This is a genomic window from Paenibacillus camelliae (genome assembly GCF_023715345.1).
GTDB classification, from domain to species: Bacteria; Bacillota; Bacilli; order Paenibacillales; family Paenibacillaceae; genus Pristimantibacillus; species Pristimantibacillus camelliae.
The window spans coordinates 366,980-378,908 of the sequence record NZ_JAMBNY010000001.1; the positions used below are offsets into that span (position 1 = coordinate 366,980).

12 protein-coding genes are annotated in these 11,929 nt (G+C 43.9%); 2 read left to right on the top strand and 10 right to left on the bottom strand.

The window, feature by feature from the left end:
• Positions 1-11: 11 nt before the first annotated feature.
• From lepB to ylxM, 8 genes are all read right to left on the bottom strand, one after another.
• Positions 12-725: a signal peptidase I gene (gene lepB, locus M3180_RS01760; RefSeq protein ID WP_251665503.1), complete on the bottom strand. Its 714-nt coding sequence runs from the start codon at positions 723-725 to the stop codon at positions 12-14.
• A gap of 80 nt (positions 726-805) precedes the next feature.
• Positions 806-1,147 carry a 50S ribosomal protein L19 gene (gene rplS / locus M3180_RS01765; RefSeq protein WP_251665504.1) on the bottom strand — a complete coding sequence of 114 codons (342 nt, stop codon included), beginning with the start codon at positions 1,145-1,147 and terminating at the stop codon, positions 806-808.
• 149 nt (positions 1,148-1,296) lie between these two features.
• Positions 1,297-2,040 (bottom strand): tRNA (guanosine(37)-N1)-methyltransferase TrmD, encoded by a 744-nt coding sequence (trmD, locus tag M3180_RS01770; protein WP_251665505.1) that lies wholly within the window; start codon positions 2,038-2,040, stop codon positions 1,297-1,299.
• A 1-nt stretch (position 2,041) separates the two neighbouring features.
• Positions 2,042-2,566, bottom strand: coding sequence for a ribosome maturation factor RimM (gene rimM / locus M3180_RS01775; protein WP_251665506.1), 525 nt, complete (start codon positions 2,564-2,566; stop codon positions 2,042-2,044).
• Positions 2,567-2,649: 83 nt separating this feature from the next.
• A complete protein-coding gene (locus M3180_RS01780; protein WP_251665507.1) occupies positions 2,650-2,880 on the bottom strand; it encodes a KH domain-containing protein in 231 nt (76 codons plus the stop codon).
• Positions 2,881-2,923: 43 nt separating this feature from the next.
• On the bottom strand, positions 2,924-3,196 hold the full coding sequence (gene rpsP, locus M3180_RS01785; protein WP_251665508.1) for a 30S ribosomal protein S16: 273 nt from the start codon (positions 3,194-3,196) through the stop codon (positions 2,924-2,926).
• Positions 3,197-3,637: 441 nt separating this feature from the next.
• Positions 3,638-5,032, bottom strand: a complete 1,395-nt coding sequence (gene ffh / locus M3180_RS01790) for a signal recognition particle protein (protein WP_251665509.1) — start codon at positions 5,030-5,032, stop codon at positions 3,638-3,640.
• Positions 5,019-5,420, bottom strand: coding sequence for a YlxM family DNA-binding protein (gene ylxM / locus M3180_RS01795; RefSeq protein WP_251665510.1), 402 nt, complete (start codon positions 5,418-5,420; stop codon positions 5,019-5,021). Before ylxM ends, ffh begins: the two co-directional genes overlap by 14 nt.
• A gap of 222 nt (positions 5,421-5,642) precedes the next feature.
• Here ylxM and M3180_RS01800 point away from each other — a divergent pair, with 222 nt between their 5' ends.
• Both M3180_RS01800 and M3180_RS01805 read left to right on the top strand, forming a co-directional pair.
• Positions 5,643-6,098 carry an AraC family transcriptional regulator gene (locus M3180_RS01800; RefSeq protein WP_251665511.1) on the top strand — a complete coding sequence of 152 codons (456 nt, stop codon included), beginning with the start codon at positions 5,643-5,645 and terminating at the stop codon, positions 6,096-6,098.
• A gap of 209 nt (positions 6,099-6,307) precedes the next feature.
• Positions 6,308-6,826: a GNAT family N-acetyltransferase gene (locus tag M3180_RS01805; protein ID WP_251665512.1), complete on the top strand. Its 519-nt coding sequence runs from the start codon at positions 6,308-6,310 to the stop codon at positions 6,824-6,826.
• A 140-nt stretch (positions 6,827-6,966) separates the two neighbouring features.
• Here M3180_RS01805 and ftsY read toward each other — a convergent pair whose 3' ends face one another.
• Positions 6,967-7,974 (bottom strand): signal recognition particle-docking protein FtsY, encoded by a 1,008-nt coding sequence (ftsY, locus tag M3180_RS01810; protein ID WP_251665513.1) that lies wholly within the window; start codon positions 7,972-7,974, stop codon positions 6,967-6,969.
• A gap of 303 nt (positions 7,975-8,277) precedes the next feature.
• A complete protein-coding gene (smc, locus tag M3180_RS01815; protein ID WP_251665514.1) occupies positions 8,278-11,862 on the bottom strand; it encodes a chromosome segregation protein SMC in 3,585 nt (1,194 codons plus the stop codon).
• Positions 11,863-11,929: the final 67 nt, after the last annotated feature.

The window sequence follows — 11,929 nt, forward strand, 5'->3', positions numbered from 1 at the left end:
GCTCACCTCATCTAGTTGTAATGCTCAATTAACTTTAATTTATTTAATGGCCACATTACGACATCTGCACGACCAATAATGTCGTCTTCAGAGACGTAACCAATAGCTCTACTATCCTTACTATCGCTTCGATTGTCACCCATTACGAAGTAATGTCCTTCTGGAATGACATTGTCGGGATGATTATCGTTAGGGAAACTAAAATAATCACCAACCCCGTTGTAGGTTTCATTGCTTGCATGACTTTCTGCAATCGCCTCAGCAAGATACGGCTCATCGATACGTTCATCGTTTATGTACACATCATCGCCATGTACTTCTATTGTATCACCAGGCAGACCAATAATACGTTTAATAAAACGACGTCCTTCATCAGGAACATCAAAAACAATAACATCGCCATAGCTAGGCTCACTAATTTTATAGACAAGTAAATTTACAATAACACGTTCCTTCGTATGAAAATTAGGTTCCATTGACGCACCATCCACAATAAATGGAGAGAACAGGAAGTTTCGTACGACAAGAACTAAAATAACGGCAATAGCAATCGCTTTAATCCATTCTACGATTTCACGATATGCCTTTTTTTGTCGAGCTTCTTTTTCACTCGGATTTGGGATAGAGTCTACGGTTTGATTGGGATGAACGTGATCCTTGTTCGAGATTTCATTTGACTCACTTTGGTCATCGTTTAGCTGAGGTAATTTATCATTAGGCTCCATTCCTGCATCCTCCTAGTGTCAAAAATCATCCTGGAACACGAAAAGGAGCTTGATAACCAAGCTCCTCCTGATGTTTCATCTTAGCGAATTTCCTTGATTCTTGCGGCTTTACCACGCAAGCTACGAAGGTAGTACAGTTTCGCGCGGCGAACTTTACCACGACGTGCTACTTCGATTTTATCAAGCTTTGGTGAATGAAGAGGGAAAGTTCTTTCCACGCCAACACCGTAAGAGATTTTACGTACTGTAAAAGTTTCGCTAATTCCGCCACCGCGACGTTTAATTACCACGCCTTCGAATAACTGAATACGCTCACGAGATCCCTCGATAACTTTTACATACACTTTCAACGTATCACCAGGACGGAAATTAGGTACGTCTTGACGAAGTTGCTCTTGTGCAATTGCTTGTACGATATTCATTACATTCAACTCCTTTCACCGTAGATGTTCTTATAAGCTCCTTAATCCACTGATTCTCTCATCACTTATAGCGGACCATCCGTTATACGAAAACAACATTATAAACTATACCATAAAGAAAGATATATTACAATGTTAAATTCCTAATCTTACTGCTTTAGCTTCGTTTCTTTATATTGCTCCAGCCACTTGCGTTCACGATCGGTAAGCTCTACGTTGTCTAGCAAATCAGGTCTACGCTCCAATGTGCGCAATAGGGACTGCTCACGTCTCCATTTCTCAATGTTAGCATGATGACCTGACAAGAGCTCATCAGGAACCTTCATATCACGAAACTGAGCAGGACGAGTGTAATGAGGATACTCCAGCAGGCCTGTACTATAGGAATCAGTCACCGCACTGGATTCATTGCCAAGCGCGCCAGGCAGTAATCTAACAATGCTATCAATAACCGTCATAGCAGGCAGCTCACCGCCAGTGAGTACATAATCACCTACAGAGATTTCATCGGTAACGAGATGCTGACGAATACGTTCATCATAGCCTTCATAATGACCACAAATAAATATAAGATGGTTCGATTGGCTCAGTTCCTCTGCCTTACGCTGTGTATAGCGCTCGCCCTGTGGGCACATCAAAATAACGCGAGGCGCCTCAGACACATCAGCATGGAGAGCTTCTACGGCGGCAAATACCGGCTCAGGCTTTAAAACCATACCACCGCCTCCGCCATACGGATAATCATCAACGGTATTATGCTTATTGTTCGCATAGGCTCTGAAATTAATCGCTTCAAGAGAAACAATCCCTTTTTCTTGAGCTTTGCCTAAAATACTGCTGTTAAAAACACCAGTAAACATTTCCGGGAATAAGGTTAGCACATCTATCCGCATATTAGATCAGCCCTTCAAGCAAATGTACGGTAATCCTTTTGGCCGCAACATCTACGTTACGAACGACAGGATCAATAACAGGCAGTAAAATCTGTTTACCACCTGGTACAGATGGCTCAACGACCCATACATCGTTTGCTCCTGGCGAAAGGATTTCTTTGACCGTTCCTAGCAGCTCTTCTTCCTCAGTGTATACCTCGCAGCCAATAATTTGATGATAAAAATATTCGCCATCATCTAGCTGTCCTTGAGCTTCTTCAGATACACGAATAACCCAGCCTTTATATTTCTCAACATCGTTAATGTTGTCAAAGCCCTTTAGCTTTACATAGTAGAGGCCCTTCTGTTCACGTGAACGCTCAATTTCGATTTCTTCAGATTGACCGGTCTCATCATTAAACATCATTAGCCGATTCCCCTTTGTAAAACGCTCCTCTGGAAAATCCGTTTTAGACAACACCTTTAATTCACCACGAATACCATGTGTGTTAACGATTACACCCACGTTAAACCAGTTCATACTCATTACATCATCCCTTACTCGCAAACTTATTACGTATCATACCAAAAAAGGGCAGGATTTTCATCCTAACCCTCTAGCTACGCATTCTATGATTGAATATCGACGATTACGCGCTTATTCGATTTTGTAGCAGCCGAGTTCACCACTGTACGCATTGCCTTCGCAATTCGACCTTGTTTACCGATAATTTTACCGACATCAGATGGATGAACCGAAAGCTCATAAACCGTACTACGCTCATCGTCTCTCACTTGAACGCGTACATCTTCCGGATGATCCACTAAAGCCTTCGCAATGACAAGAATTAAATCCTTCATGACAAAGCCCTCCGCTTCTCAACAGTAATAAGCTCAAGGCTTATTACTTCTGTTGTTTAAGCTCATGGAATTTTTTCATTACACCCGCTTTAGAAAGCAAGTCGCGAACTGTGTCAGATGCTTGTGCACCTGATTGTAGCCATTTCAACGCTTTTTCTTCGTTGATGGATACTTGAGCTGGTTGCGCAACTGGGTTATAAGTACCGATTTCCTCGATAAAACGTCCATCACGTGGAGAACGAGAATCAGATACAACAACGCGGTAAAACGGAGCTTTGTGAGCACCGATACGTTTCAAACGAATACGTACTGCCATGATATTTCACCTCCTTCAACAAAATACGGTTTATGTTAGCTTCAACACGAGTTACTACTGTTGAAGCTTGACTTCTACGGTTGAGCCTTCAGCACGAAGATTTTTCTTCAAATCGAAGTTTTATGTTCGAGCTTTCAGCACCGAGAAGATTGCGTGAAGCTAGGAAACGAGGAGCAGAGCGTACTGTTTTGGTACGCGAGCACCGCAGGCTTCCGATGAACGCAATATTCGAAGTCGAATACGCATCGCTGAATATTCAACGTGATCAAAGCTTGATGATAAAACATCCTCTAAATTTAGACTTTCAGCACCGAGAAGATCGCACGAAGCTAGTGACGCGAAGCGCGGAGCGTACGTTTTTGGTACGCGAGCACTGCAGCTAGCGATGAATGCGATATTCGAAGCCGAATATGCTACGTTGGATTACAACGTGATCAAAGTCTAAAATGGGAACTTCATGTTTTTGCCCATGAGGCCCTTCAAGCCCTTCTTCCCCTTCATGCCCTTCATACCTTTCGGTCCGTTAGGGCCCATCATCGAGCTGAATTGCTTCATCATTTTACGCATATCGTCAAATTGCTTAATGAGACGATTTACTTCAACGACGGTCACACCACTACCAGCTGCAACACGCTTACGACGACTATGATTTAGCAAATCAGGGTTTTGCTTCTCTTCCTTCGTCATCGATTTAACGATCGCTTCAACGCGAGACAGCTGACGCTCATCAACCTTCAAATCCTTCATATTGCCCTTCATCTTACCCATTCCAGGCAGCATATCCATAATCTGATCGAGCGGACCTAGATTGCGAACCTGCTCCATTTGCTCTAGGAAATCCTCAAACGTAAACTCAGCATTACGCATTTTACGTTCCATCTCTGCAGCTTTATCCGCATCGATGCCTGCTTGAGCTTTCTCAATCAAGGAGAGCATATCCCCCATGCCAAGAATACGAGAAGCCATACGCTCTGGATGGAAAGGCTCCAATGAATCGATCTTCTCACCCATTGCAGCAAATTTAATCGGTTGCCCTGTGACAGCTTTAACGGATAACGCCGCACCACCGCGCGTATCACCATCAAGCTTCGTAAGAACAACACCTGTTAACTCTAGTTGCTCGTGGAAGCTTTGAGCGACGTTAACAGCGTCTTGTCCAGTCATCGCATCGACAACGAGCAATACTTCATCAGGGTGTACGATCTCATGGATCTGCTTCAGCTCACCCATTAACGCTTCGTCAATATGCAGACGGCCTGCTGTATCGAAGATAACGTAATCGTTGCCGTTATCCTTCGCATGCTGTAAGCCTTGACGCGCGATCTCAACTGGTGAAACTTGATCACCTAATGCGAATACCGGAGCATTAATTTGCTCTCCGAGCACTTGAAGCTGCTTAATCGCTGCCGGACGATAAATATCACAGGCAACAAGTAGCGGCTTATGATTGCTCTTTTGCAATAAACGAGCCAGCTTACCTGTTGAGGTTGTTTTACCTGCACCCTGTAGACCAACCATCATAATAACGGTCGGAGGCTTGTTCGCTTTTGCAAGCTTTGCCTGTGTTCCTCCCATAAGCGCAGTCAATTCTTTGTTTACGATATCAATGATAACCATGCCTGGTGTGAAGCTTTTGGATACTTCGAGGCCAATTGCCTGTTCTTTAACTTTGGCTATAAAGTCTTTTACGACCTTAAAGTTAACGTCCGCTTCAAGTAATGCAAGACGAACTTCACGCATCGCATCATTGACATCATTTTCAGATACTTTTCCTTTGCCCTTCAGCTTACTAAATACACTTTGTAATCTGCTGGACAAGCTTTCAAATGCTGCCATCCTTTATCGCCTCCATTCCTACCATAATGTCGTTCGTTCGCAGCTGCTCAATTAACTGTTGAAGCTCGCTGCGCTGCTCAGCCTGCAAGCCAAGCGTATCAATCTTATGTTTAAGCTGCTCTGTAAGTCGAAGTGTTTGCTCATATCTAGCTAACAAACGTAGCTTCTGTTCATACGCGGCTAATGCCTGTTCAGCTCTCTTTATATTATCATATACCGCCTGACGGCTAATGCCAAATTCTGCAGCAATTTCGCCTAGTGAAAAATCATCACGGTAGTAAAAGTTAAGTATTATACGTTGCTTTTCCGTTAATAGCTCCTCATAGAAATCAAGCAGCAAATTAACATGTGTCGTTTTGGTAAGGGCATCTGGCTCTATACGTTCCATTCTAATCCCCTCCGCATCGGCTTTATACTATGTAAAGTAAAATCCCTTTACACCGACCAACCTCAACTATCATAACTGATCAATTAGGGAGTGTCAAGTCTTTTTCCTTGTCAGTCAAAATTACTTGTTCAATCAATGAAAAAAAGTTAGATTAGCAATAAATTTTATACCATGCTACGATTCATTTGCACCAAAAAACTGTAAATGAAAGGAAATGATATCATGAAATATTCTGTTCAATCCATTCAGACTTATCGTGTAGCATACTTCAGGCGAGTTGGCCCCTATGGTCCAGATAATTACAAAGTGATGGATCGATTAAAGACTTGGGCGGTAGAAAAGCAATTATTAAATGCTACTTCGATTCTACTCGGCATCTCGCTAGACAACCCGCAACAGGTCTCTCCAATGGAGTGCAGATACGATGCATGCATTGTTATCGACGAACAGGTACAATTAAGTATCGATGATGATGTGAAGGAAAGAGTAATTGAGGGGGGCAAGTATTTCGTATATTCGATAAAGCATACACCGGAGGCAATACAACGAGCATGGAATGAAATTATGCCTATGATTTATCAAAACGGGTATGTTATTGATGACAAGCCGATTCTCGAGCGTTATATTGGCTTAATGGATGAGCATTCGTATTGTGATATTTGTGTTCCGATTCGTTAAGAAACCATTGCAAACATATTGTAATGTAACATTATGAAGCACTTATGACAACGTGTTATAGCTAGCTGTCAACCTCTTGTTAGTAGCATTTCTAAGACAGCTAGCCTATACTGATCTGTCATAGTGAAAGATAATTATTTTTTCCGAAATTCTGCTATCATTAATTTAGAACACGTTAATGGAATCTGATAAGAATGGGGACTATGATCATGATCGTAAGGACAGAAGAAATGAAGGACTATGAAGGTATTTTTGACATCAACGTTCAAGCCTTTAATCATCGCGATGATGAAGCTAGACTAGTCGAAAGAATAAGACAATCTAATAAATTTATACCCGAGCTTTCATTAGTCGGAGAATTAGACGATGAAATCGTCGGTCACGCTTTGTTTAGTGAGGCAGCTGTAAAGAATGAAAATAACGAAGAAACCGTCATCGTGCTAGCACCAATTGCTGTAAAACCTGCTCTCCAAAAGCAAGGTATTGGAAAAGCATTAATCGAGGAAGGCATTAAGCGATGTAGAGCACTCGGATACGATTTTATTCTACTTATCGGTCATCCGAGCTATTATTCTAAGTTAGGCTTTAAACCTGCAAGAAACTATGGACTTGAGTTAACACAATTCGAGGTACCTGATGATGTCTTTATGGTCTATGAGCTTGGAGAGAATAAGCTTGGGCAAATAAAAGGGGAGCTTGTTTATCCTGAAGCATTTTTCGCTGACTGACTGTGTGAATCTAACTTCGTTGTCTATTCAATGCTTTGCTTCCAAACACAAAGCCATCCAATCCGCTTTGCAGCACGGATAAACGCGTGCATGCAATGTGCGACCTGGATGGCTTTCTCTATTATGCTAAGTATGTGTAGTTAATTATCTGCCTCTGCTTCTTCTTCCTCTGCCTTCTGAATAAGACCTGCAAACAGCGCATGAACAAATTGTTCAGAATCAAACTCCTGAAGATCACCCATTTTTTCACCTAGTCCTACTAGCTTCACAGGGAGATTCAGCTCGTTGCGAATCGCTATAACGATTCCGCCCTTCGCTGTACCATCCAGCTTCGTAAGCACTAGACCGGTAACGCCGCTCTTTTCGCCAAACAGCTTCGCTTGGCTTAACGCATTTTGTCCCGTTGTCGCATCAAGTACGAGAAGCACCTCATGCGGAGCTGATGGCATTTCCCTTTGAATGACACGGAAAATTTTATTCAGCTCTTCCATAAGATTTGTTTTATTTTGCAAGCGGCCTGCCGTATCGCAAATAAGCACGTCAACGTTGCGCTGCTTTGCCGCATGTACTGCATCGAAGATAACAGCTGCCGGATCAGAACCAGGAGATTGCTTAATGACGTCAACGCCTACACGCTCTCCCCATACTTCCAATTGCTCAATTGCTCCTGCGCGGAACGTATCGCCGGCGGCAAGAAGCACCTGCTTCCCTTCGCTTTTCAGCTTATGAGCCAGCTTACCAATCGTCGTTGTTTTACCTACACCATTGACGCCAACGAATAGATATACCGTTATTTCTCCCGAAGGAGCTACAGCAAGCTTAGGATCGTCTTCTCCTTTAAGCATACCAACCAGCTTCTCGGATAGGACAGGCTGAAGCTCTGCAGCATCTTCAATTTTGCGTTTTTTCACTTCATCACGCAGCTCATCAATAAGCTGCATAACGGTAGTGACCCCAACGTCAGCTCCGATTAGAATTTCTTCAAGCTCCTCATAAAACTCCTCATCGATTTTTTTACGACGAGTAATGAGCTCTTCAACTTTTTCAACTAGAGCCGTTCTTGTCTTTGCCAAACCTTCTTTAAATACATTTGTTACTGCTTCAGTTTTTGAAGCAATACTTTCCTTTAGCTTCTTGAAAAAACTCATGTAAGCTCTGGCACCCCCGATTATATTGCTTTTTGTTTATAACGATTCATAATTTATTCGACGTCGAATACGCTTCAACGGTTTACATCGAAATCAAAGTTGGACTTTTAAACAACCACTTCCAATGGAGTTTAAAAAGTTCGGCTTTCAGTTCCAAGAAGATTGGACGCTAGTAGAAAACGAGGAGCACAGCGTATGCCTTTAATACGCGAGCACCACAGCTTTCGCTAGCGTTCAATATTCGACGTCGAGTAATCTACAACGCATAGCATCGAAATCAAAGTCGGACTTTTTAAACAACCCCTACGCGGTCACACCGTCAAATACATGATCCTCTTCCAACCTCACAGAAACCAGCTTGGAGACACCGCCTTCTTCCATCGTAACCCCATATAGCACATCTGCTTCTTCCATCGTGCCTTTACGATGCGTAACGACGATAAATTGAGTCAGCTCTGAAAACTCTCTCAAGTATTGCGCGAACCTCGCAACGTTAGCCTCATCGAGTGCTGCTTCTACCTCATCCAGCACACAGAAAGGTACTGGTTTAACTTGTAGAATCGCAAACAGCAAGGCAATCGCAGTAAGCGCGCGCTCCCCACCAGAAAGCAGCTGTAGATTTTGCAGTTTTTTGCCCGGAGGCTGTGCAACAATATCTATACCTGTTTCCAGTATGTTCGCTGGATCAACGAGTATAAGATCAGCACGTCCTCCGCCGAACAATTTACTGAAGACGACGATAAAATGCTTGCGGATTTCATCAAAGGTCGTCTTAAATCGCTTCGACATTTCATCATCCATCTCGCGAATGACCTCATAAAGGGTTGCCTTCGCTTCCATCAAGTCATTCTTTTGCTCTGTTAGGAAGTCGTAGCGTTCTTTTACACGCTCATATTCCTCAATGGCCCCCAAATTGATTTCGCCAAGCGAGCTGATTTGCCGCTTTAGCTCTCTCACATCAAGCTGGACAGCATTAATCTCCTCTGGAGGTGGATACTGCTCCTTCGCCATCTCATAGCTGTAGCCATATTCATCAGCAAGCTTTTTAATCGTATGATCCAGCTCAACGTCCTGACGATTGAGCACAATTTCGGTTTGACGCATCTGCTCTTCGATTTGTCTCAAAGCTTGACGCTGCTCTTTCGTCTCGTTCTCTCCCTGCTCTAGCCCGCTTAGCTTCTGTACGCGCTGCAAACGGAAGGAATCGGTACGATCGCTGCATTGTTGCTTGCTCTCCTTAAGCTGAGCAAGTTTTGCAACCTGCTCCTCAGCTTCCTGTTTCAAGCTTTCAGCTTGCTCCTGAAGCTGTGTTAGCTGCTGCTGCTGGGCTTTTAGCTCCTCTTTCGCACGGCTTATATCATTACGCAAGCGAGCTGCCTGATCTTCATAATTACTGAATTCCTGATCTTGTTTTGCAACAGTAATTTTAAGATCGGTAAGCTGAACTTGAAGCTCTTCCTTCTGAGATTCGTTCACTTTACGCGTTTGCTCCGCATGCTTGATCGATTGTTGGAGTTTAGCTTCCTGCTGGGACAGCTCTGCTAGCTGACGCTGTGCCTCCTCAATTCGAGATGTTGCTGCTTGCTGCTCGCTTACTTGAGCTTGCTTATCGCTATTAGATAATGCTTGCTGCTCACTTAAAAACTTCATTTCCTGTTGAAGCTGCTGCAAGTCTCCTTTTAAGCTCTGCTCTTCCAATCGCTTCTGCTCAAGTCGTTCACGAGCCTGCTCGGAGTTTTGTGAGCGAATGCTCATTTCCTTACGCAGGTCAACCAGCTTCAGTCTTTCTTGCTCGATTTGACGCTTAACAGCTGCAATGGCTTCGTCCAGCTGTTCGATCTGACGATGTCGACCGAGTAAGCTTGCCCCTCTTTTCTGCAAGCTTCCCCCTGTCATTGAACCCCCAGCATTGACTACATCACCTTCCAATGTAACAACGCGATAGCGGTATTGACAGCGGGCAGCGATACGGTTAGCTTGCTCCAAGTTTTCTGCAAGAAGTACGTTCCCTAATAGATTAAATACAATCTCCTTGTAACGCTCCTCTGTATGCACAAGCTCAGCTGCTACTCCGACAAACCCATCCAGCTCCGTAATAATACGCTTGTCCATCTCACCTAAGCGACGTCCTCGTATGACATCGAGTGGTAAAAACGTCGCTCGACCAAGCTGACGCTGCTTCAAATAGCTAATCGCAGTACGGGCTGTCCGCTCATCCTCCATAACAATATGCTGGAGTGCCCCACCAAGCGCAGTCTCCACCGCAGTCTCGATACGCTCTGGCACGACAATGAGCTCGGCTACAGCACCATGTACACCAGTAATGGCAGATTGCTGACGTCGCGCAGCTTTAAGAATTTCCTTAACGCCATGCATAAAGCCGTCCATTGCATCCTGCATTTCCTTCATCGTATCTCGGCGTGACATATCACTATCGAGCTTCTGCTCATAGCGTCTAAGCTGAGTCGTCGCTTGCTCGATCGCTTGATTGAGCTTACGTGCTTCGTCAGCTTCCTCTAGCATCTTAGTACGAAGCTTATCATGCTCTTTCCCTAGCTCGGCAATCACTTGCTCAAGCTCAAACTTTTTCGCTTCCAAAGTACGCTGCTGCTGCAGCCACTTCGCCTCGTCCTCGCCAATACGCTCCATCCGGCGCTGCAGTGCTTCCTGCTGCTGCTCGGAATAGCGAATTTCATTACGAAGCTGAGCCATCGAGCTCAAAATGTCGAGAAGCTCGCCCTTTAAGCGTTCTTCAGCATCCTGTGCACTTCCGCTCGCTACACCTTGCATTCGCTCCTCTTCTGCCTGAAGCGTCATGCGAAGGCTTGTCAAACGCTCTTCGAGCTCTGCTGCTTTGCCTCGTACAGCTACCTCTTCCTTAGACAAGCTCATAATTCGCTCATCCGTCACTGCAATAGCCTGCTCAACGCTTAAACGAGTTTCTTCGTTATGACGCATTCTCTCTTTAATGACTTCGCTATAGCCTTCGCATTTTTCTACGTCCTCGCTAATTTGAAGCATCGCTTGATGAAGCTCATCAAGCTCTTTTTCGACCTCTCTAAGCTGCAAACGATCACTCTCAAGGACAGCGTCATGCTTGCTTACAACAGCAGAAAGCTTTAGCTGTTCCTGATTAAGCGCTTCTAGCTTGGCCGTTGACTCTGACCAGGCATTATGTAGCGTTTCGATTTGATGTACATAAAGAGAGATTTCCTTCGATTTCAACTGTTCTTTTAGTGTCTTAAAGTGAAGAGCAACCTCTGATTGCTTACGAAGCGGCTCTACTTGATCCTCAAGCTCTGTCACAAGGTCATGAATACGCAGCAGGTTTTGCTCTGTATCATCCAGCTTGCGCTTTGCTTCCTTTTTCCGAGACTTATACTTGACGATGCCAGATGCCTCTTCAAAAATTCCGCGCCGGTCCTCTGAGCGTGTACTTAATATTTCTTCAATTCTACCTTGTCCGATAATCGAGTACGCCTCTTTACCGATACCCGTATCCATAAATAATTCCGTAATATCTTTGAGTCGACATGCTTGCTTATTAATCATATATTCGCTATCACCGCTTCGATGAACGCGTCTAGTTACCGTTACCTCATTGTATTCTAATGGCAGTGCACCGTCAGAATTGTCTAGTGTTAACGAAACTTCTCCATAATTTACAGCACGACGTGCATCACTTCCGGCAAATATAATATCTTCCATTTTGCCCCCGCGAAGACTTTTAGCGCTTTGCTCACCAAGAACCCAACGAATACCGTCTGAAATATTACTTTTTCCAGATCCGTTAGGTCCAACAACAGCTGTTATTCCGTTAACAAATTCAAGCTCAGTTTTATCTGCGAATGACTTGAAGCCTGATAATTCAATTCTTTTCAAAAACATAGTCTGGCTTTCACCTCACAGTACATTGTACCACAGATTGTTTTAGGCCGATATCATTTCTATGATC

Coding starts and splice junctions, on each gene's coding strand:
- rplS (WP_251665504.1), bottom strand. CDS start 1,147: ATGAATATCGTACAAGCAATTGCACAAGAGCAACTTCGTCAAGACGTA.
- ftsY (WP_251665513.1), bottom strand. CDS start 7,974: ATGAGTTTTTTCAAGAAGCTAAAGGAAAGTATTGCTTCAAAAACTGAA.
- smc (WP_251665514.1), bottom strand. CDS start 11,862: ATGTTTTTGAAAAGAATTGAATTATCAGGCTTCAAGTCATTCGCAGAT.
- ffh (WP_251665509.1), bottom strand. CDS start 5,032: ATGGCAGCATTTGAAAGCTTGTCCAGCAGATTACAAAGTGTATTTAGT.
- M3180_RS01805 (WP_251665512.1), top strand. CDS start 6,308: ATGATCGTAAGGACAGAAGAAATGAAGGACTATGAAGGTATTTTTGAC.
- ylxM (WP_251665510.1), bottom strand. CDS start 5,420: ATGGAACGTATAGAGCCAGATGCCCTTACCAAAACGACACATGTTAAT.
- M3180_RS01800 (WP_251665511.1), top strand. CDS start 5,643: ATGAAATATTCTGTTCAATCCATTCAGACTTATCGTGTAGCATACTTC.
- lepB (WP_251665503.1), bottom strand. CDS start 725: ATGGAGCCTAATGATAAATTACCTCAGCTAAACGATGACCAAAGTGAG.
- M3180_RS01780 (WP_251665507.1), bottom strand. CDS start 2,880: ATGAAGGATTTAATTCTTGTCATTGCGAAGGCTTTAGTGGATCATCCG.
- rimM (WP_251665506.1), bottom strand. CDS start 2,566: ATGAGTATGAACTGGTTTAACGTGGGTGTAATCGTTAACACACATGGT.
- trmD (WP_251665505.1), bottom strand. CDS start 2,040: ATGCGGATAGATGTGCTAACCTTATTCCCGGAAATGTTTACTGGTGTT.
- rpsP (WP_251665508.1), bottom strand. CDS start 3,196: ATGGCAGTACGTATTCGTTTGAAACGTATCGGTGCTCACAAAGCTCCG.